The organism is Pantoea anthophila, assembly GCF_006494375.1.
In the GTDB taxonomy this organism is placed as follows: domain Bacteria; phylum Pseudomonadota; class Gammaproteobacteria; order Enterobacterales; family Enterobacteriaceae; genus Pantoea; species Pantoea anthophila.
This window is the reverse complement of record NZ_VHIZ01000042.1, coordinates 23,630-42,915: the sequence shown is the minus strand read 5'-3', so window position 1 is coordinate 42,915 and position 19,286 is coordinate 23,630. Positions and strand designations below refer to the sequence as shown.

The following is a 19,286-nucleotide window of genomic DNA, read 5'->3' as shown; positions in this document are numbered from 1 at the left end:
TTGCCTGCGGAGGGCTACAAAAATGAATAAAATCCTGTTGGTAGATGACGACCGCGAATTAACTTCGCTTTTGAAAGAACTGTTAGAAATGGAAGGGTTTGAAGTGGTAGTGGCCAGCGATGGTGAACAAGCGCTGAACCTGCTCGACAACTCTATTGATCTGCTTTTACTGGATGTCATGATGCCGAAGAAAAACGGTATCGACACCCTGAAAGAACTGCGACAGCAACATCAGACTCCCGTCATCATGCTGACCGCGCGCGGCAGCGAGCTGGATCGCGTGCTGGGCCTCGAACTGGGTGCAGATGACTATCTGCCTAAGCCGTTTAACGATCGTGAACTGGTGGCCCGTATCCGCGCGATTCTGCGGCGTTCGAACTGGAGTGAACAGCAACAGCAACACGATAACAGCTCACCGACGCTGGAAGTGGACTGCCTGCGTCTCAATCCCGGTCGTCAGGAGGCCAGCTTTGATGATGTGACGCTGGATCTGACCGGCACGGAATTTACCCTGCTCTATCTGCTGGCGCAGCATCTGGGCCAGGTGGTCTCACGCGAACACCTGAGTCAGGAAGTGCTGGGCAAGCGTCTGACGCCGTTTGACCGCGCCATTGATATGCATATCTCCAATCTGCGTCGCAAGCTGCCTGAGCGCCGTGATGGTCATCCCTGGTTTAAAACGTTACGCGGCCGCGGCTATCTGATGGTTTCGGCATCATGATTGGCAGTCTGACCACCCGCATCTTCGCTATCTTCTGGTTAACCCTGGCGCTGGTGCTGATGCTGGTGCTCATGGTGCCCAAACTCGATTCACGTCAGATGACCTCGCTGCTGGAAAGTGAACAGCGGCAGGGCATCATGATTGAGCAGCACGTCGAAGCCGAACTGTCACAGGATCCCCCTAACGATCTGATGTGGTGGCGTCGTCTGTTTCGTGCTGTCGAAAAATGGGCACCGCCAGGTCAGCGGCTGCTGTTAGTCACCAGCGAAGGTCGGGTGATTGGCGCGCAACATAACGAAATGCAGGTGATCCGTAACTTTATCGGCCAGTCTGACAATGCCGATCATCCGCAGAAAAAGAAATATGGTCGGGTGGAGCTGGTCGGGCCTTTCTCCGTGCAGGATGGCGAAGACAACTACCAGCTTTACATGATCCGTCCCGCCAACAGCTCCCAGCTCGATTTTGTCAATCTGCTGTTTGACCGCCCGTTACTGCTGCTTATCGTGACGATGCTGATCAGCTCCCCGCTGCTGCTGTGGCTGGCCTGGAGCCTGGCGCGCCCGGCGCGTAAGCTGAAATATGCCGCCGATGAGGTGGCGAGCGGAAACCTGCGCCAGCATCCGGAACTGGAGTCAGGCCCGCAGGAGTTTCTGGCCGCCGGATCGAGCTTCAACCAGATGGTGAGTGCGCTGGAGCGGATGATGACCGGTCAGCAGCGCCTGCTATCGGACATCAGTCATGAACTTCGTACGCCGCTGACCCGCCTGCAACTGGCAACCGCACTGCTGCGTCGTCGCCAGGGTGAAAGTAAAGAGCTGGGACGCATTGAGATGGAGGCGCAACGCCTTGATGGCATGATCAACGACCTGCTGGTGCTCTCGCGCACACAGCACAAGAATGCGCTGGTCAGCGAAGCGATGAAGGCCAATCAGTTGTGGAATGGGGTGCTGGAAGATGCCCGTTTCGAAGCTGAGCAGATGGGCAAGAAGATGGATATCCCCTATCCTCCGGGCCCGTGGCCGCTCTATGGCAATCCGCACGCTCTGGAGAGTGCGCTCGAAAATATCGTGCGCAATGCGCTGCGCTATTCACACACTCACATCAGCGTCAGCTTCTCCGTCGATATTTCCGGTATCACGGTTCACGTCGATGATGATGGTCCTGGCGTAAGCCCGGAAGATCGGGAACAGATTTTCCGTCCCTTCTACCGGACCGATGAAGCGCGCGATCGCGAATCGGGCGGCACCGGGCTGGGCCTGGCCATTGTCGACACGGCCGTGCAGCAGCATCGCGGCTGGGTGAAAGCCGATGACAGCCCACTGGGCGGTCTGAGACTGACCCTCTGGTTACCGCTCTACTCCTCCGGTCGTCAATAATTTGTTATGCTTCGGCCCCTGTCATCGGGGGCCTTAATGCTTAACATTGTCTTGTTTGAACCAGAAATTCCGCCGAATACCGGCAATATCATCCGCCTGTGCGCCAACAGTGGCTTTCAGCTTCACCTGATCCAGCCGCTTGGCTTCGCCTGGGATGACAAGCGCTTACGCCGCGCCGGGCTGGATTACCATGAATTTACGGCCATCAGATTCCATGCGGATTATGCGGCGTTTCTCGCCTCAGAGGCACCAGAACGTCTGTTTGCGCTGACGACCAAAGGCACGCCTGCACACAGTGCTGTGACGTATCAGGCGGGCGATTATCTGCTGTTCGGACCGGAGAGCCGTGGACTGCCGGCTGAGATCCTGGCGGCGTTACCCGCGCAGCAGAAAATCCGCATCCCGATGCGGGCAGAAAGCCGCAGCATGAACCTGTCGAACGCCGTTTCGGTAGTGGTGTATGAAGCGTGGCGCCAGCTGGATTATGCCGGCGCGCTGATTAAGGACTAGATGCCGTCGCCGAACTGAAAACCCGCCAGGCTGCCGTTGAAGTGCTGATCCATATCCATTGATGGCTTATCGCTGCCTGGCTTGCCGACGATACGGGCGGGTACGCCTGCTGCCGTGGTGTGCGGCGGCACAGGCTGCAACACCACTGAACCGGCACCGATTTTTGCCCCCCGGCCCACTTCAATGTTGCCGAGCACTTTCGCACCGGCTCCAATCATGACCCCTTCACGGATTTTAGGATGACGGTCGCCGCTGGTCTTACCGGTGCCGCCCAGCGTCACCGACTGCAGGATAGAGACATCGTTCTCCACGACTGCAGTTTCACCAATCACGATGCCTGTGGCGTGGTCGAGCATGATACCGTGACCAATGCTGGCAGCGGGATGAATGTCGACTGCAAACGAGACGGAGATTTCATTCTGCAGATAAACCGCCAGCGCACGACGGCCCTCATTCCACAACCAGTGGCCGATGCGGTACGCCTGCAGGGCGTGAAACCCTTTAAGGTAGAGCAGCGGGGTGGAGTATTTATCGACTGCCGGGTCGCGCTGACGCACCGCCTGAATATCGTAAGCCGCTGACAGTATCATCGACGGGTCTTCACGGTAGGCTTCTTCGACGATTTCGCGGATGGCGATGGCGGGCATAATCGGATTTGCCAGCTTGTTAGCCAGCATATAACTCAGTGCGCTACCGAGATTTTCATGCTTAAGCAATGTCGCGTGAAAGAAGCTGGCCAGCATCGGCTCACAATCAGCCAGGGCTCGCGCTTCTGCTTTGATATTATTCCAGACCAGTTCTAACTCATCAGACGACATTGCTGCTTTCTCCCGATAAAAAAAGCGCCTGAATGGGCGCTGCAGGTGATGATGCTACGCGTCCTGCGTTAGCCAGTGCTGTTTTCGTCCTTCCTTGTTCGTCCCAGCAGGCTCAATGCTGCATCTCTCGCCGGTTTTTCGCAATACAGCACCTGATAAATCTGCTCGGTAATCGGCATTTCCACGCCGAATCTTGAAGCCAACGCTTTGACTTCTTTGGTGTTTCTGTAGCCTTCTACAACTTGTCCGATAATGCGTTGCGCGCTATCTACATCTTCGCCCTGGCCCAGCATCATGCCAAACCGGCGGTTACGCGACTGATTGTCCGTGCAGGTCAGGACCAGATCGCCCAGGCCCGCCATCCCCATAAAGGTGGTGGGATCGGCACCCAGTGCAGCACCAAGCCGGCTCATCTCAGCCAGTCCACGGGTGATTAGTGCGGTTCGCGCGTTGGCGCCAAATCCGATACCGTCAGAGATCCCGGCTCCGATAGCAATCACGTTTTTCACCGCGCCGCCCAGCTGGACACCGACAAAATCGGGGTTGTTATAAACGCGGAAACTTTTACCGCAGTGCAGCTTCAGCTGCAGATCGTCAGCAAACTGCGCATCCGTTGCGGCCAGGGCAATGGCCGTCGGTAAGCCTGCGGCCAGCTCTTTGGCGAAGGTCGGCCCGGAGATCACGGCCAGCGGGATGGAGTCGCCCAGAATCTCACGCGCCACATCCTGCAGCAGGCGCCCGGTCTCTTTTTCCAGCCCTTTGGTCGCCCAGACAATCCGCGAGTCAGACCGCAGATGAGGCTTAATCTGTTGCAGTACGTCGCCAAAGACATGGCTCGGCACCACGATCAATATGTCGCGGCTGGCTGCAATGGCTTTTTGCAGGTCGGGTTCAGGAGAGAGGTTATCGGGAAACGGAACGTCAGGAAGGAAAGCCGTGTTGCAGCGGTCGGTCTGAAGCTGCGCCAGATGTGCCGGGTTATGTCCCCACAACAGTACCGGATGGCCATTACGGGCCAGCGTAATCGCCAGAGCGGTGCCGTAGGAGCCGGCACCGATGACGCTAATCGAAGCGTGAGTGGTCATCAGGCATCCTGATGTTGTTGAGCACCTTCTTCACCCTGCTGCTGCTGCAGATAGTTCATGAACAGTGCATCAAAGTTGACCGGTGCCAGGTTCAGCTGCGGGAAGGTGCCACGTGATACCAGGCTGGTAATGCATTCACGGGCATACGGGAACAGGATGTTCGGGCAGTAAGCCCCCAGGCAATGTGCCATCTGCGTTCCTTCGATACCGCTGATGGTGAAGATACCGGCCTGCTGAACTTCACACAGGAAAGCGGTCTCTTCACCCACGTTGGCGGTTACAGTCACACGAAGTACCACTTCGTAAACATCGTCAGCCAGCTGAGAAGATGCAGTATCCAGATCCAGTTTGACGTCCGGTTCCCACTCTTTCTGGAAAACCTGCGGGGCATTAGGCGCTTCAAAAGAGATGTCTTTCGTGAAGACGCGCTGAATCTGGAATTGCATTTCGTTCGTGTTATGTTCTGACATGTGACCAAATCCTATGTATGAGATTGTCCGGCGTAAACTTACGCCTGCAGTAAGGGATCTAAACCTTCGCGATTATCGAGTGCGAATAAGTCATCGCAGCCGCCAATGTGCTGCGCATCAATAAAAATCTGAGGCACGGTGGTGCGGCCACTACGCTTGATCATCTCTTCGCGTTTCGCCATGTCTCCATCAATGGGGATCTCCTGGAACGACACGCCTTTTTGCGTTAACAGCGCTTTCGCCCGATGGCAGTAAGGACAGGTGGCCTTGGTATACATTTCAACATTTGCCATGCTACGCACCTCTGTCAGGTTACAGGTTATTTACCGCGAACTAACGGCAGATTTTCGCCGCTCCAGCCGCTGATGCCATCTTTCAGAACAAAGACCTGCGGGAAGCCAGCAGCACTCAGATGTGCAGCGGAATCAGACGCGCTTTGTCCGGTTGCACATACCACAATTATGGGCTGCGCTTTGTGCTTTTCCAGTTCGTCTGCGTTGCCTTTTTTAATCTCAGCGGCTGCCACATTCAGCGCACCTGAAATATGCCCTCTGCGAAAATCGTCGCGCGAACGCACGTCGACAACCACCGCGTCCTCTTTGTTAATCAGGCGGGTCGCTTCACCGCGGCTGATCGTTTTTACCTTAGAGAACATTCCTTTAACGGTAGTCACAATCACCAGAATGAGTAAAACGACCCATGCGAGACTCAGGATGGGGTGATTGCTTGCAAACTGCATAATTTCTTGCATGAGGGGTAACGACTCCAGACCGGGCTAATAAGCTAAAACAAGGGTTCTGAGTATACCTGCGCCACTTCGCATGTACAGATGCTATGCGGCGAGAGTATCGATTTGTGCGCCATTTTCCAAAAAAAGTGGCTGAATAGCAAAAATGGCGTAAGGCTTAATCCATCTCATTGTGAAAGCGGACATAACTGGTAAAGCAAATGCCGGTGGGGAGCACTGGTAAGCGGCGATTCATCGTGGAATAATCATTGGCCTATGAAGGGAAAAACTACCGTTTTGCACACAAGGACCCGTTCCAGCGGCGAAAATCGGCCGTTGTTCACACCGTTGTCCACCCTCTCCCTCAGCCTGCTTTGCGCGGGAGCCCTGTTGTTGCCAGCTGTGGCACAGAGTGCGGAAAACAGTAAATCTCAGCTGCAATCTATTCAGCAGAACATTGCTGAAAAAGAGAAAAGCGTTAAGGCGCAGAAAGTGCAGCGCAGCAAATTACTGGATCAGTTGCAGAGTCAGGAAAAAATCATCGCCCAGGCGAGCCGTCAGTTGCGCGAAACCCGCAACAGCCTCACCGCCCTGAATAACGATATTAAACAGCTCACCACCTCCATCGCCCGGCTTGAGAAGCAGCAAAGCCAGCAGGAAAGCCTGCTGTCGCAACAGCTTGATGCCGCATTTCGTCAGGGCCAGCACAACGGTATACAGCTGTTGATGGGCGGAGAAGAGAGCCAGCGCAGCGAGCGTATTCTGGCCTATTTTGGCTATCTGAACGCGGCGCGCCAGAAAAGTATCGCCTCACTGCAACAGACACGTCAGGACCTGGATCAGCAACGCGCCACGCTGGAGCAGAAGCAACAGCAGCAGAAAGCACTATTAGCTCAGCAGCAGGGCCAGCAGCAGAAGCTGCAACAGGCGAGCGACGCGCGCAGGAAAACCCTTACGTCGCTGGAAAGCGCGCTGGAAAAAGATCAGGCCGATCTGGTCGAGATGCGTCAGAACGAAAGCCGTCTGCAGGATAAGATCGCCCGGGCAGAACGGGAAGCGCGTGAGCGCGCGGCGCGCGAAGCCCGTGAGGCAGAAAAAGTGCGTCAGCGCCAGGCGCAGGCCAAAGCCAAAGGCTCCAGCTATCAGCCGACCCAGAGCGAACGCGAACTGGTTGCCCGTACCGGAGGACTCGGTCGCGCGGGCGGACAGGCGTTGTGGCCGGTGCGCGGACGCATCGAACATCGCTTTGGTGAACAGCTGCAGGGGGAACTGCGCTGGAAAGGCCTGGTGATTGATGCGCGGGAAGGCACCGAGGTGAAAGCCATTGCCGACGGGCGGGTTCTGATGGCCGACTGGTTGCAGGGTTACGGTCTGGTCGTAGTGCTGGAGCACGGTAAAGGCGACATGAGCCTCTATGGCTACAACCAGAGTGCACTGGTGAGCGTGGGTACACAGGTGAAGGCAGGACAGCCTATCGCCCTGGTGGGCACCAGCGGGGGGCGCGGTACCCCGTCGCTCTATTTTGAAATCCGACGTCAGGGACAGGCTGTCAATCCACTCCCGTGGTTAGGAAAATAAGTTTTGCTGCAACGTCGAAAAATCTCCGTTTTATTCAGCGCGCTGCTGTTCAGCTTCGCGGCGCAGGCAGGCAAGCTGGCTATTGTTATCGATGATGTGGGCTACCGGCCTGCCGAAGAGAACAAAGTTCTGCAGATGCCGCAGGCGATTTCAGTGGCTGTTCTGCCCAACGCACCCCATGCACGGGAGATGGCTACCAGAGCCCATCAGGGTGGACACGAAGTATTGATCCATCTGCCGATGGCGCCACTCAGCAAACAGCCACTGGAAAAAGATACGCTGACCCCGGAGATGAGCAGCGAAGAGATCACCCGCATTATGCGCAATGCGGTCAGCAACGTGCCTTACGCAGTCGGCCTGAACAACCACATGGGCAGCAGGATGACCTCGAGCCTTTCCGGTATGCAGAAGGTAATGCAGGCGCTGAATCACTATAACCTCTACTTCCTGGATAGCATGACCATCGCCAATAGCCAGGCGATTCCTGCCGCACAGGGCACTCAGGTCAAAGTTCTGAAACGCCGGGTGTTCCTGGATGACAGTCAGGATATTAATGCTATCCGCCAGCAGTTCAGCCGGGCGGTGAAGCTGGCACAGCGCGACGGGTATGCCATTGCTATCGGTCATCCCCACCCCAACACCGTTCGGGTGCTGCAGCAGATGCTGCCCTCGCTGCCCGCAGACATTACGCTGGTTCGCCCCAGCCAGTTGCTGAACGAAACACGCCACAGCGGCTCACGGACGCCAGCGGTTCCGGTGAAACCGGCGAAACCGCGCTTCCAGCCAGCAGAACTGTGTAAAGTGAAACAGCCGCTGGCGCCGGTTCCGGCGACCCGGGCGTTAACGGTGGTAGGCGAAAGCGTGAGTCACAGCCCGCTGTTTAGCACCCTGAAAAGTCTGTTCTGAATTTGCCATGAATGCTAAGTGCTAAGCTTAAAGTTCAATTGCAGGTAAAAATTACTATAATCCCGGTCGGGCGATAACATGCGGTGCGGGAATAGTAAGACGGATGACGATTAATAAACAAAAAATCCTGCTGCTGGATAACGGCAGAGAGTGGGGAGGCGGCACCAACAGTATGCTGGAGCTGCTGAAACGTATCGATCGTCAGAAATTTGATATTACCTGCTGCTTCTATCACAACTACAGCCGTGGCAACGACGAAACCATTGAGGCCACGCTTAACGCGCTGGCCATTCCGGTCTTTTTTATCCCGCAGATCAGGCAGCCGCGCTGGGCAAAATTTGTCAAAGAGGCCGTGCGGGCGCTGCTGTTTTTTAATAAAAAGCTGAAGAAGCGGGCTATCGATGAGATCGATACACGCTGGCGCATCATGCCTAACGCCAGCAAAATCAACTCCCTTCTCCAGCTGGGAAAATTCGACACGCTCTACATGAATAACCAGCCCAGCACCAATGTGGAGGGCTATCTGGCCGCGCGCAGCCTGGATGTGGCGGTGGTGCAGCATTGCCGTATCGACCCGGTGCTGGAACCACGACTGGTCAGCATGGTGAACCAGGACTGCCAGGCGATTATTGCCGTGTCGCAGGGGGTAAATAAGACGCTGATCAGCCACGGTGTTGATGCGGAACGCTGTTTTACCGTCAACAATGCGATCGACATCCACCAGCCTTTACCTGACCGCCTCGACGTTCGCCAGCGTTTTAAACTCTCCCCGACCACCTTTGTGTTTGGCACCATCGGCTCACTGATATTACGTAAATCCAATCATCACATTCTGCAGGCGCTGGGCCGTTTCAAACGGGCTCATCCCGACGCGGACTGGCGGATGGTGATTGTTGGTGCCGGCCCGGAACTCCAGCACCTGCTGCAACTCGCAACGGCGGAGAATATCCAGCAGCATGTGGTCTTTACGGGCTTTCAGAACAATGCGCTGGATTACCTCACCGCCTTTGATGCGTTTATTCTTGCCTCACGCAGTGAGGGCTTACCTCGGGTCGTGCTGGAGGCGATGCTGGTGAATACCGCCGTCATCGGTTCCCGTGTGGTCGGTACTGCCGAATTGATTAGTCATGACGAAACCGGGTTGCTGTTCGATTATGGCAACGTGGTGCAGCTGACCCAGCACTTAACCGCGCTGTGGCAGGATGCCGGCTTACGTCAGCGCCTGATCAATGCGGCAGCGAAACGCGTTCGTGAACAGTACGCCATTGAAACCTACATCAGCGGCGTTGAAAATATTCTGCAAAGTGTCGCTAATAAGAAACCTCATGCTTAATTTTTTAAATCCCCGTTATCGCCATATCCGGGCGAGCCATAACCTGCCTTATTCGCTAAAAGAAGTTCAGGGCTCGGTACCGGTTACCTCTGTTGTGATCCCCTGCACGGGCGCGGACTATATCGAAGAGGCGCTGCTCAGTGCCGATTTTGCGGCGCGCTTTGCCACGCAGGCAGAGGAGATTGTGATTGTTAGCGATCAGCCTGCCGACGCCTTTGGCAGCCTGCCCGCTAAAACCCGCGTGGCCACGCTGGATGTACCGCATCGCGAAGAGCACTATCGCTACAAGCAGATCTATCGCAGTCGCTTAATCAAACTGCAGGCCCCGTTGCAGGCAAAAGGCGACGGCATTCTGATGATCGATTCCGACCTCAATCTGCTAAAGATGCCGGAGATCATGATGAAACCTAGCCATCTCTACTCCAGCTTTCGTCAGGGGAAAATGATTGCCAAGCTGGCTGATGCGCCGCAGGAGGCGATTCCTGCCTACTACCCGCACAGTATCCGGCCTTATCTGGTGGATCACGTTAACGGTGCCTATCTGGCGGCGACCCGTGAGGTCTGGCAGCGTATTTCACCGCTGTGGCTGACGCTGTTCAATGACACCTGGCATCTGATGAACGACAGTCAGCCGCCGACCGATCAGCTGCCGCTCGCGGTGCTGCTGGATATGCTGGACATTAAAACCGTCAATCTGGGCGAATGGGCTAACTGGCCGGTCTCCAAGAAAATCGGCGGTCAGTCTGCGGTGATCCCGGCGGAAGTGGTCGGCGCACACGGCGGCTTTCCGCTGTCGGAATGGCAAAAATATCTGGCCGATCCGCAACAGCCGCTCCACTTTAAAGGCCAGGATTACACGCGCAAGGTGCGCTACCTGACCGACGAAGAGAAGAAGCAACGCTAATTATCCGGCCGCTGCGGCGGCCGGTGTGTTAATCCCAGCTCAGTATTACCTTTCCCGAACGTCCTGAACGCATCTCATCAAAGCCCTGCTGGAAGTCGTCAATCCCATAGCGATGCGTAATGACCGGCGTTAAGTCGAGACCGGACTGGATCAGCGCCGCCATTTTGTACCAGGTTTCAAACATCTCCCGGCCATAAATACCCTTGATAAAGAGCCCTTTGAAGATCACCTGATTCCAGTCGATAGCCATCTCACCCGGCGGAATACCCAGCAGGGCAATCCGCCCGCCGTGATTCATTACGTCGAGCAGCGCGCGAAACGCAGGAGGCGCACCGGACATCTCCAGTCCGACATCAAATCCTTCCGTCATCCCCAGCGAATGCATGACGTCGCGCAGATTTTCATGGGCCACATTGATCGCGCGGGTGACGCCCATTTTTCGCGCCAGCGCCAGTCGGTAGTCATTGATGTCGGTGATCACGACGTTACGCGCGCCGACATGGCGGCAGACCGCCGCGGCCATGATGCCGATAGGCCCCGCGCCGGAGATCAGCACATCCTCGCCAACCAGATCGAACGACAGCGCGGTATGCACGGCATTACCAAACGGGTCAAAGATCGCGGCCAGCTCATCGGAAATGTTGTCGGGAATTCTGAAGGCGTTAAAGGCCGGGATGACCAGATATTCCGCAAAACAGCCCTGACGGTTAACCCCCACGCCCATGCTGTTCCGGCACAGATGCGTTCGCCCGGCGCGGCAGTTGCGGCAATGCCCGCAGGTGATATGCCCCTCTCCCGACACCCGATCGCCAGGCGTAAAGCCCTTTACCTCCTGACCTGTTGCTACGACTTCACCCACATATTCATGACCGACGATCATCGGCACCGGAATGGTTTTGCGCGACCAGTCATCCCAGTTGTAGATGTGGACATCGGTGCCGCAGATAGCGGTTTTACGGATTTTAATCAGCAGGTCGTTGTGGCCCGGCTCAGGAACCGGCGCATCAGTCACCATCCAGATGCCCGCTTCCCTCTTCAGTTTGGCGAGTGCTTTCATAACGGACTCCTCAGGCGATGACGCCCAGCTGTTTGCCGATACGGGTAAAGGCGGCCACCGCACGTTCCAGCTGCTGCTGGGTATGTGCCGCAGAGATTTGCGTGCGAATGCGAGCCTGCCCTTTTGGCACGACCGGATAGAAGAAGCCGGTAACGTAGATGCCTTCCTGTTGCAGCAGGTGGGCAAACTGCTGAGCGACGCTGGCCTCACCCAGCATCACCGGAATAATGGCGTGATCGGCCCCGGCCAGCGTAAAACCCGCTGCGGTCATCTGCTGCCGGAAGAAACGGGCGTTATCCCGGAGACGCTGACGCAGCCCATCGCCTTCGCTGAGCAGATCCAGCACCCGCAGCGAGGCGGCCACAATCGCCGGAGCCAGCGAGTTGGAGAAGAGATAGGGACGGGAACGCTGGCGCAGCCACTCCACCACTTCCGCTTTTGCTGCGGTGTAGCCACCGGAGGCGCCGCCCAGCGCTTTGCCCAGCGTGCCGGTAATGATGTCAACCCGGCCCATCACGTCACAATATTCGTGGGTGCCACGTCCGCCATTCCCGACAACACCCACCGCGTGGGAATCATCCACCATCACCAGCGCAGAGAACTCTTCAGCCAGGTCGCAGATGGCGGGCAAATTGGCGATGACCCCATCCATGGAGAAGACGCCATCGGTGGCGATCAGGATATGGCGTGCACCTTTATCACGCGCCTGCTGCAGGCAATCCCGCAGCGCCGTCATGTCGTTGTTCGCGTAGCGGTAGCGCTGTGCTTTGCAGAGCCGGATGCCGTCGATGATGGAGGCGTGATTCAGCGCATCGGAAATAATGGCATCCTCTGCATCCAGCAGCGTTTCAAACAGGCCGCCGTTGGCGTCAAAGCAGGAGGAGTAGAGAATGGCATCTTCCATACCGAGAAACGCGGCCAGCCGCTTTTCCAGCTGCTTATGGCTGTCCTGCGTGCCACAGATAAAGCGCACCGACGCCATGCCAAAGCCATGCGTATCCATCCCCGACTTCGCGGCCTGAATCAGCGCCGGATGATTGGCCAGGCCCAGATAGTTATTGGCGCAAAAGTTAATCACTGCCGGACCGTGATCTACTGCTATCTCTGTCTGCTGGGCAGAGGTGAGGATCCGCTCCTGTTTAAACAGCCCTTCCTGACGTGCATCATCCAGTTGCTGACGAAGTTGTTGATAAAATTGCGCAGGCATCATTGCTCTCCTCAGATGGCAAAAACCTGGCATATCTTACTGAACAGGGCGCTTCTTCACGATAAAACACCCAACAGAATGTCATTTTTGCAGCATAGTTCACGCCACGAGGTGGCAGCCCTGTGGCGTTACAGAGTCATCTGGCTGTCTGCACCCTGATGAAATGTTATGATGTGAGGTATTCGTGTGTGAAACCTCCTGTTTCACCCCACAACATTGAAGGTAACAACATGATTATCGTAACTGGCGGCGCAGGAATGATTGGCAGCAACATCGTCAAAGCGCTGAACGATCGCGGTCACACCGACATTCTGGTGGTGGATAATCTGAAGGATGGCACTAAGTTTGCCAATTTAGTCGACCTGGATATCGTCGATTACATGGACAAAGAAGAGTTTCTGATGAGCGTGATCGCGGGCGACGATTTAGGCCCGATTGAAGCGGTATTCCATCAGGGTGCCTGCTCCTCCACGACCGAGTGGGATGGCAAGTACATGATGGAGAACAACTATCAGTACTCCAAAGAGCTGCTGCACTACTGCCTGGAGCGCGAGATCCCGTTCCTTTACGCCTCTTCTGCAGCGACCTACGGCGGCCGCAATGAAAACTTCATCGAAGAGCGTCAGTATGAGCAGCCGCTGAATGTGTATGGCTACTCCAAAATGCTGTTCGACCACTATGTTCGTCAGATGCTGCCGGAAGCGAACTCGCCGGTGTGTGGCTTCCGCTACTTCAACGTCTATGGGCCGCGTGAAGGCCACAAAGGCAGCATGGCAAGCGTGGCGTTCCATCTGAACACCCAGATCAGCAACGATGAAAATCCAAAACTGTTTGAAGGCAGTGACGGCTTCAAACGCGATTTCATCCACGTTGATGATGTGGCAGCCGTAAACCTGTGGTGCTGGGAAAACGGCGTCTCCGGGATCTACAACTGTGGCACAGGCCGCGCCGAATCGTTCCAGGAAGTGGCCGACGCCGTGCTGAAGTTTCATCAGAAAGGGCAGATTGAGTACATCCCGTTCCCGGAAAAACTCAAAGGCCGTTATCAGGCTTACACCCAGGCCGATCTCACGAAGCTGCGTGCCGCGGGCTATGACAAGCCGTTTAAAACGGTGGCGCAGGGCGTCGCTGACTATATGGTCTGGCTGAATCGCAACGCATAAAGGAAGCTGCTCCGGCGATGAAAATTCTGGTAATCGGCCCGTCGTGGGTCGGCGATATGATGATGTCGCAAAGTCTCTATCGCACCCTCAAGGCCGAACATCCCGATGCGGTGATAGACGTGATGGCACCGGCATGGTGCCGTCCCCTGCTGTCACGCATGCCGGAGGTCAGTCAGGCGCTGGCCATGCCCCTGGGCCATGGCGCGCTGGAACTCGGCGAGCGTCGCCGGCTGGGCAAGGCACTGCGCGACAGCCATTATGACCGGGCCTACGTGCTGCCTAACTCCTTTAAGTCGGCGCTGGTTCCCTTCTTTGCCGGCATACCACGTCGCGTCGGCTGGCGGGGGGAGATGCGCTATGGCCTGCTGAACGATCTGCGGGTGCTGGATAAAGCCGCGTTCCCGCTGATGGTTGAGCGCTACGTGGCGCTGGGCTACGACACGCCTGTCGCCTCGGCGGCGCAGCTGCCGCAGCCGCTCCTGTGGCCCAAGTTGCAGGTTGAAGAGCGGGAGATGCGGGAAACGGCCGCACAGTTTCAGCTCACCGCAACGCGTCCGATCATCGGTTTTTGTCCGGGCGCGGAATTTGGCCCGGCCAAACGCTGGCCGCACTATCACTACGCCGCCCTGGCCCGCCAGCTGATCGCCGAAGGCTTTCAGATCCTGCTGTTTGGCTCCGCCAAAGATCGCCCGACCGGTGAAGAGATCATCGCGGCACTGCCGGAAGAGAGTCGCAGTCACTGCCGCAATCTGGCGGGTGAAACCCAGCTGGAGCAGGCGGTCATCCTGCTGGCGCAATGCCGCGCCGTGGTCAGTAACGACTCCGGCCTGATGCACATCGCCGCCGCGCTGGATCGTCCGCTGGTGGCACTCTATGGACCCAGCAGCCCTGACTTTACGCCACCGCTGGCCCGCCAGGCGCGCATTATTCGCCTGATTAGCGGCTATCACAAAGTACGTAAGGGCGATGCCGAACAGGGGTATCACCAGAGCCTGATTGATATTCAGCCTGAGCGCGTTCTTCAGACGCTGAATGAACTCCTTGCGCCGCAGGAGGTGCCATGCACGTCCTGATTGTTAAAACGTCCTCAATGGGGGATGTGCTGCATTCGCTGCCGGCTCTGACCGATGCGATGCATGCCATTCCCGGCATCCGTTTTGACTGGGTAGTGGAAGAGAATTTCGCCCAGATCCCTGGCTGGCACCCTGCCGTGGATCAGGTGTTACCGGTCGCGATTCGCCGCTGGCGCAAACACTGGTTTGGCAGTCAGCAGCGTGAAGAGCGCGTGCAGTTTAAGCGCGCGTTACAGTCGCGCGAGTACGATATCGTGATTGATGCTCAGGGGCTGATCAAAAGCGCCGCGCTGGTGACCCGCTTATCCAAAGGGGTAAAGCACGGGCAGGATAGCCGCAGCGCGCGTGAACCTTTTGCCAGCTGGTGGTATGACGTCCGCCATGAGATCAGTAAACGCCAGCACGCCGTTGAGCGGACGCGCGAGCTGTTCGCCAAAAGCCTGGGCTATGAAAAGCCGCAAACCCAGGGTGACTACGCGATTGCCGGGCATTTTCTGCATCATCTGCCCGCGGATGCGCATCACTATCTGGTCTTTCTGCATGCCACAACGCGTGACAACAAGCACTGGCCGGAATCCCACTGGCGACAGCTGATTGAGCAGATGCAGCCCAGCGGATTGCGGGTGAAGCTGCCCTGGGGGGCCGAGCATGAGCATCAGCGTGCGCTGCGCCTGGCTGAAGGTTTTGAGCATGTCGAGGTGCTGCCTAAGCTGACGCTGGAAGCGATCGCCCGACAGCTGGCAGGCGCGCGGGCGGTGGTCTCTGTGGATACCGGATTAAGCCATCTGACCGCCGCACTGGATCGTCCTAATCTCACGCTGTATGGCCCGACCGATCCGGGTCTGATTGGCGGCTACGGGCAGAACCAACAGGCGCTGAGCGCCCCGAATCACAATCTGGCGGAGCTGACGGCTGACGCCGTGGCAGAGAAACTGCAGGCCGTTATCGGGAAAAATGCGCCATGAACTATGTGCTGATCTATCTGCTGCTGCTGCCTTTCCGCACCCTGATGCGGCTCTTTTACCGGCCCACCGGCCGCAGTCTGGTGATTCAAACGGCGAAGATCGGGGATTTTATTAACATCACCCCGATGCTGCGCGCCCTGGGTCAGTCTGAACTGCTGATCAGCAAATCGGTAGAGCCGCTGGCGCGTCACGATGACACGGTCAGCCGCTATTTTCTGATTGAAGAGGCAAAGCGCAGCTTTTTTGCCAAAATCAGACTCGCCTTCACGCTGATGAACCGTTATGACCATGTTTATCTGGTTCAGCCCAACAGCGTTAACCTCTTTTTCGCGGCGCTGTGCAATGCACCGAACAAACAGTTTCTGCGCACCTATGTGCGTAAATCCTATCATGCGATCTTCTATCGCAGCGCCAGCGGCATCGTCGACCACGCGAAAACGGATTTGACGCTCGACAGCTATCTGAAGCTGATTGATCGGGACTACCGCTACACCGATTTTCCCAAGCACGCCACGTCACCACTCTGGCAGCCGCCTGCGCCTCCTGCCGCGCTGCTGCATCCGCGCAGCGGGATTAAGATCGGCATCAGCATTTCTGCCGGGAATCGGGCTAAAACCATTCCTGCCGCCATCTGGCAGCAGCTGATGGCGTCGCTGGCTGAGCTGCCCTGCACCTTTTATGTCTTTGGTCCACCAGCCGAGCAGCCGTGGCTGGATGAATTACTGAGTCTGACCGGCCCGCAGGAGAATATTGTCAGCCTGATTGGCGCGCTGAAGCTGGAAGAGGTGCCATGGGCCATCTCGCAGATGGATTTTTATATTTCATCGGATTCCGGTAATGCTTATATTGCTGACGCCCGACAGATACCGGTCATTATGCTCTATGGCCCCTGTGAGATCAGGGAACAGCGCCCGGTTAATAATGTCCTGTTTATCGGACCAGACAATATCGCCGCATCGACCTTTGTTTTTGCCACGCGATTTAAGTTTGATCAGCCTGCTGAAAAATTATTCGGGCTGGATGCCGACAAACTGACTAGAATACAAACGTTTATTACTCATAATCTGGAATAGTGAAGCGTAATGGCAATTACCCCTCTTGCTGATGCCGTTCAGCAAAGTCAGCTGCTGGTCAACACGCTTGCGGATGCGGATGATAATCCGGTTCACGTTGCGTTTGGCATCAACCACGCTTACGCGCGTGGTCTGGGTATTACGTTGTTTTCACTTCTCAGCCATCACCCCGACACCGCTTTCCACGCCCATATTTTCTCTGACTCGCTGCAGGAAGAGGATGTGGAAAAGCTGCGCTCAATGGCGTCGGGCCATCGTCTGGCCATCACCCTGCATATTTTTAACAGTGCCTGGGTCGATCAGTTGCCGGCGGTCGGGCGCTATCCCAAAAGTATCCATTACCGCTTTCTGATCCCTGAAACGGTGGCGCGCTACAGCGATCGGGTAATCTACATCGATGCGGACACGCTGGTCGTCGGCGATTACTCCCCCCTGTTCACGCTGGATATCACGGACTACACGCTGGCAGCCTGCAACGATACCCCGCGTGCGCGTCATAACCAGTGCGCGCGACTCGGGCTGCAGCGCCATGACTATTTCAACTCCGGCTTTATGCTGATCAATATTCCACGCTGGCTCGCCAGGCAGACTACCGCGCGGATTACTGAGGTTCTGGTGACCCGGGGCGCAGCCTTCGGTTTTCCTGACCAGGATGCGCTGAATATTGTGCTGGAGGATGAGGTGCTGATCCTGCCGGATCGCTACAACTATATCTACGACATCATCGCGAACAAGGTCTGGGACCACTCCCGCGTACCCGCTGACACCGTGATGATTCACTACACCGGTAAGTGTAAGCCCTGGCATGCCTGGGCCGGCAGCGACCTGTCCCTGCTCTACTACAGCTATTACCAGCGCTCGCCCTGGGCTTCTCAGCCGCTTGATTTACCCAGACATTATAAAGAGATGAAGCGCTTTGCCCGTATCAAGTGGCATCAGAAGCAGTATGCAGAAAGCGTGAGCTGGATGATGCATTACGTCAGGCTCAAATTTTTTTAGTCAGCGCTCTCCACCTGTCAAACCGCTCCGGGCGCGGTGACTGCCGCGCCATCTTTTCCCTCTGACCCCACCGCTGTCTGCCAGATCCTTTTGAAAATGCTGCTGATAAACCCCAGGCACACTATGCTGTTTACCGGCGCGGCCGCGTTGCGTAAAAAAGAGGCAGATAGTGCATTATTACGCGCGCGCGTGGTTTTTCGTGAAGCAGGGAGGCGACACCGTTTTATAATCGTGGATTAATGTATGCCATTCTGCTGATTTGGAAATGATTTATGACGAGGCAACGCCCTTTGACAGTGAACAGAATGCTGGTGCAGATATTGTCATGAGTACTTCTCCTCTGCTGAGTATCATTACCCCGATGTACAATGCGGGCAGCATGTTTGATGAGTTCATGCAGGCACTGCTGGCGCAGACGCTGACCTCGCTGGAGATCATCATCGTCGATGATGGTTCTACTGACGGCTCAGGCGAGCGCGCTGACCACTATGCAGAACATCACTCCCACATTCGCGTGATTCATCAGGAAAATGGCGGCGTGTCGCGCGCCCGTAACGCCGGGCTGGCGATAGCGCGCGGCAAATATGTCACCTTTCCGGATGCGGATGACACCATGCAGCCCGGGATGTACCAGACGCTGGTGACGCTGGCGGAAACGGACAATCTGGATGCGGCACAGTGCAACGCCGAATGGTTTTTCAAACACAGCCAGCGGGTAAAACCCCTGATACCACTGGATCGCCTGCGCAGCACGCCGGTGCTAAGCGGCGCTGACTGGCTCAATACCGCGCTGAAAACCCGCCGCTATATGCATGTGGTCTGGCTGGGCATCTACCGCCGGTCGCTAATCGAGCAGCACCAGTTGCAGTTCGAGCCGGGCCTGCATCATCAGGATATTCCTTGGACCACCGAGTTTATGCTGCTGGCAAAACGCGTGCGTTACACCGATGCGGTGCTCTACCGCTACTATATGCATGACGCGTCAATCAGTAACCGCAAACGCACCGGCGAGCGCAACGTCGAATATCAGCGCCACTACCTGAAGATTGCGCGGCTGCTGGAAGAGATTAATATCCGCTATCGTGACCGCGTGCGGATCTACCCGTCGTTTCACGCTCAGGTGACGCATGAAGCGCTCAGTGTCTGCCATAGCGTGAGACGTGAGCCTGATGCCCGCGCACGCCAGGCGATCATCGCCGATCTGTTCGCGACCCGGACACACCGGCGCATGTTACGCAACGCCCGCGGCATTAAGCAGTGGTATCAGTTGCTGCTGTGGCTGGGACGGCTCTATCGCTGGCGCGATAAATAACCCCTGAGG

General features: G+C 56.5%; 20 protein-coding genes. 13 read left to right on the top strand and 7 right to left on the bottom strand.

The window, feature by feature from the left end; genetic code table 11:
* Positions 1 to 22: 22 nt before the first annotated feature.
* Genes cpxR through trmL form a run of 3 tightly spaced genes read left to right on the top strand, consistent with a single transcriptional unit; the run spans position 23 to position 2,607 of the window.
* On the top strand, positions 23 to 721 hold the full coding sequence (cpxR, locus tag FJW00_RS11045; protein ID WP_009088062.1) for an envelope stress response regulator transcription factor CpxR: 699 nt from the start codon (positions 23 to 25) through the stop codon (positions 719 to 721).
* On the top strand, positions 718 to 2,097 hold the full coding sequence (gene cpxA, locus FJW00_RS11040; protein WP_009088064.1) for an envelope stress sensor histidine kinase CpxA: 1,380 nt from the start codon (positions 718 to 720) through the stop codon (positions 2,095 to 2,097). The genes cpxR and cpxA overlap by 4 nt, the downstream gene beginning before the upstream one ends.
* Positions 2,098 to 2,133: 36 nt before the next feature.
* Positions 2,134 to 2,607 (top strand): tRNA (uridine(34)/cytosine(34)/5-carboxymethylaminomethyluridine(34)-2'-O)-methyltransferase TrmL, encoded by a 474-nt coding sequence (trmL, locus tag FJW00_RS11035; protein WP_009088065.1) that lies wholly within the window; start codon positions 2,134 to 2,136, stop codon positions 2,605 to 2,607.
* Here the strand turns inward: trmL and cysE are convergent.
* The 5 genes from cysE to FJW00_RS11010 form a co-directional block, all read right to left on the bottom strand.
* Positions 2,604 to 3,425: a serine O-acetyltransferase gene (cysE, locus tag FJW00_RS11030; RefSeq protein ID WP_009088067.1), complete on the bottom strand. Its 822-nt coding sequence runs from the start codon at positions 3,423 to 3,425 to the stop codon at positions 2,604 to 2,606. The genes trmL and cysE overlap by 4 nt on opposite strands.
* A gap of 68 nt (positions 3,426 to 3,493) precedes the next feature.
* Positions 3,494 to 4,510 (bottom strand): NAD(P)H-dependent glycerol-3-phosphate dehydrogenase, encoded by a 1,017-nt coding sequence (gene gpsA, locus FJW00_RS11025; RefSeq protein WP_181405375.1) that lies wholly within the window; start codon positions 4,508 to 4,510, stop codon positions 3,494 to 3,496.
* Positions 4,510 to 4,980 carry a protein-export chaperone SecB gene (secB, locus tag FJW00_RS11020; protein ID WP_009088070.1) on the bottom strand — a complete coding sequence of 157 codons (471 nt, stop codon included), beginning with the start codon at positions 4,978 to 4,980 and terminating at the stop codon, positions 4,510 to 4,512. Before secB ends, gpsA begins: the two co-directional genes overlap by 1 nt.
* 38 nt (positions 4,981 to 5,018) lie before the next feature.
* Entirely contained in the window at positions 5,019 to 5,273 is a 255-nt protein-coding gene (gene grxC, locus FJW00_RS11015) for a glutaredoxin 3 (protein ID WP_008926942.1), read from the bottom strand.
* 26 nt (positions 5,274 to 5,299) lie between these two features.
* Positions 5,300 to 5,731 carry a rhodanese-like domain-containing protein gene (locus tag FJW00_RS11010; protein WP_140029944.1) on the bottom strand — a complete coding sequence of 144 codons (432 nt, stop codon included), beginning with the start codon at positions 5,729 to 5,731 and terminating at the stop codon, positions 5,300 to 5,302.
* Between the two features lie 252 nt (positions 5,732 to 5,983).
* Here FJW00_RS11010 and envC point away from each other — a divergent pair, with 252 nt between their 5' ends.
* The 4 genes from envC (at position 5,984) to FJW00_RS10990 (ending at position 10,428) form a co-directional block, all read left to right on the top strand.
* The gene (gene envC, locus FJW00_RS11005; protein WP_140924088.1) at positions 5,984 to 7,285 is read left to right on the top strand and encodes a murein hydrolase activator EnvC; all 1,302 of its coding nucleotides are present in this window, start codon (positions 5,984 to 5,986) and stop codon (positions 7,283 to 7,285) included.
* A 3-nt stretch (positions 7,286 to 7,288) separates the two neighbouring features.
* On the top strand, positions 7,289 to 8,191 hold the full coding sequence (locus tag FJW00_RS11000) for a divergent polysaccharide deacetylase family protein (protein ID WP_058957365.1): 903 nt from the start codon (positions 7,289 to 7,291) through the stop codon (positions 8,189 to 8,191).
* 103 nt (positions 8,192 to 8,294) lie between these two features.
* Positions 8,295 to 9,524 (top strand): glycosyltransferase, encoded by a 1,230-nt coding sequence (locus FJW00_RS10995; protein ID WP_140924086.1) that lies wholly within the window; start codon positions 8,295 to 8,297, stop codon positions 9,522 to 9,524.
* Positions 9,517 to 10,428 carry a hypothetical protein gene (locus tag FJW00_RS10990; RefSeq protein WP_140924084.1) on the top strand — a complete coding sequence of 304 codons (912 nt, stop codon included), beginning with the start codon at positions 9,517 to 9,519 and terminating at the stop codon, positions 10,426 to 10,428. Before FJW00_RS10995 ends, FJW00_RS10990 begins: the two co-directional genes overlap by 8 nt.
* A gap of 28 nt (positions 10,429 to 10,456) precedes the next feature.
* On the opposite strand, the gene tdh is transcribed toward FJW00_RS10990, so the two are convergent.
* Together tdh and FJW00_RS10980 are read right to left on the bottom strand one after the other, a co-directional pair.
* Positions 10,457 to 11,485, bottom strand: a complete 1,029-nt coding sequence (gene tdh, locus FJW00_RS10985; RefSeq protein WP_140924082.1) for an L-threonine 3-dehydrogenase — start codon at positions 11,483 to 11,485, stop codon at positions 10,457 to 10,459.
* 10 nt (positions 11,486 to 11,495) lie between these two features.
* Positions 11,496 to 12,692 (bottom strand): glycine C-acetyltransferase, encoded by a 1,197-nt coding sequence (locus FJW00_RS10980; protein WP_140924080.1) that lies wholly within the window; start codon positions 12,690 to 12,692, stop codon positions 11,496 to 11,498.
* A gap of 230 nt (positions 12,693 to 12,922) precedes the next feature.
* On the opposite strand from FJW00_RS10980, the gene rfaD reads away from it, so the two are divergent.
* From rfaD to FJW00_RS10950, 6 genes are all read left to right on the top strand, one after another.
* Positions 12,923 to 13,855, top strand: coding sequence for an ADP-glyceromanno-heptose 6-epimerase (gene rfaD, locus FJW00_RS10975; protein WP_009088090.1), 933 nt, complete (start codon positions 12,923 to 12,925; stop codon positions 13,853 to 13,855).
* 17 nt (positions 13,856 to 13,872) lie between these two features.
* Complete coding sequence (gene rfaF, locus FJW00_RS10970) at positions 13,873 to 14,928, top strand: ADP-heptose--LPS heptosyltransferase RfaF (RefSeq protein WP_140924077.1); 1,056 nt, start codon at positions 13,873 to 13,875, stop codon at positions 14,926 to 14,928.
* On the top strand, positions 14,916 to 15,893 hold the full coding sequence (gene rfaC / locus FJW00_RS10965) for a lipopolysaccharide heptosyltransferase RfaC (protein WP_140924075.1): 978 nt from the start codon (positions 14,916 to 14,918) through the stop codon (positions 15,891 to 15,893). Before rfaF ends, rfaC begins: the two co-directional genes overlap by 13 nt.
* On the top strand, positions 15,890 to 16,966 hold the full coding sequence (locus tag FJW00_RS10960) for a glycosyltransferase family 9 protein (RefSeq protein WP_140924073.1): 1,077 nt from the start codon (positions 15,890 to 15,892) through the stop codon (positions 16,964 to 16,966). The genes rfaC and FJW00_RS10960 overlap by 4 nt, the downstream gene beginning before the upstream one ends.
* A gap of 9 nt (positions 16,967 to 16,975) precedes the next feature.
* Positions 16,976 to 17,965, top strand: coding sequence for a glycosyltransferase family 8 protein (locus FJW00_RS10955; protein WP_140924071.1), 990 nt, complete (start codon positions 16,976 to 16,978; stop codon positions 17,963 to 17,965).
* A gap of 325 nt (positions 17,966 to 18,290) precedes the next feature.
* Positions 18,291 to 19,277 (top strand): glycosyltransferase, encoded by a 987-nt coding sequence (locus tag FJW00_RS10950; protein ID WP_223812786.1) that lies wholly within the window; start codon positions 18,291 to 18,293, stop codon positions 19,275 to 19,277.
* Positions 19,278 to 19,286 lie beyond the last annotated feature (9 nt).

Excerpts from the sequence above, each read along its gene's own strand:
- cpxR (WP_009088062.1), top strand. The coding sequence starts at position 23 with ATGAATAAAATCCTGTTGGTAGATGACGACCGCGAATTAACTTCGCTT.
- cpxA (WP_009088064.1), top strand. The coding sequence starts at position 718 with ATGATTGGCAGTCTGACCACCCGCATCTTCGCTATCTTCTGGTTAACC.
- trmL (WP_009088065.1), top strand. The coding sequence starts at position 2,134 with ATGCTTAACATTGTCTTGTTTGAACCAGAAATTCCGCCGAATACCGGC.
- cysE (WP_009088067.1), bottom strand. The coding sequence starts at position 3,425 with ATGTCGTCTGATGAGTTAGAACTGGTCTGGAATAATATCAAAGCAGAA.
- gpsA (WP_181405375.1), bottom strand. The coding sequence starts at position 4,510 with ATGACCACTCACGCTTCGATTAGCGTCATCGGTGCCGGCTCCTACGGC.
- secB (WP_009088070.1), bottom strand. The coding sequence starts at position 4,980 with ATGTCAGAACATAACACGAACGAAATGCAATTCCAGATTCAGCGCGTC.
- grxC (WP_008926942.1), bottom strand. The coding sequence starts at position 5,273 with ATGGCAAATGTTGAAATGTATACCAAGGCCACCTGTCCTTACTGCCAT.
- FJW00_RS11010 (WP_140029944.1), bottom strand. The coding sequence starts at position 5,731 with ATGCAAGAAATTATGCAGTTTGCAAGCAATCACCCCATCCTGAGTCTC.
- envC (WP_140924088.1), top strand. The coding sequence starts at position 5,984 with ATGAAGGGAAAAACTACCGTTTTGCACACAAGGACCCGTTCCAGCGGC.
- FJW00_RS10995 (WP_140924086.1), top strand. The coding sequence starts at position 8,295 with ATGACGATTAATAAACAAAAAATCCTGCTGCTGGATAACGGCAGAGAG.
- FJW00_RS10990 (WP_140924084.1), top strand. The coding sequence starts at position 9,517 with ATGCTTAATTTTTTAAATCCCCGTTATCGCCATATCCGGGCGAGCCAT.
- tdh (WP_140924082.1), bottom strand. The coding sequence starts at position 11,485 with ATGAAAGCACTCGCCAAACTGAAGAGGGAAGCGGGCATCTGGATGGTG.
- FJW00_RS10980 (WP_140924080.1), bottom strand. The coding sequence starts at position 12,692 with ATGCCTGCGCAATTTTATCAACAACTTCGTCAGCAACTGGATGATGCA.
- rfaD (WP_009088090.1), top strand. The coding sequence starts at position 12,923 with ATGATTATCGTAACTGGCGGCGCAGGAATGATTGGCAGCAACATCGTC.
- rfaF (WP_140924077.1), top strand. The coding sequence starts at position 13,873 with ATGAAAATTCTGGTAATCGGCCCGTCGTGGGTCGGCGATATGATGATG.
- rfaC (WP_140924075.1), top strand. The coding sequence starts at position 14,916 with ATGCACGTCCTGATTGTTAAAACGTCCTCAATGGGGGATGTGCTGCAT.
- FJW00_RS10960 (WP_140924073.1), top strand. The coding sequence starts at position 15,890 with ATGAACTATGTGCTGATCTATCTGCTGCTGCTGCCTTTCCGCACCCTG.
- FJW00_RS10955 (WP_140924071.1), top strand. The coding sequence starts at position 16,976 with ATGGCAATTACCCCTCTTGCTGATGCCGTTCAGCAAAGTCAGCTGCTG.
- FJW00_RS10950 (WP_223812786.1), top strand. The coding sequence starts at position 18,291 with ATGAGTACTTCTCCTCTGCTGAGTATCATTACCCCGATGTACAATGCG.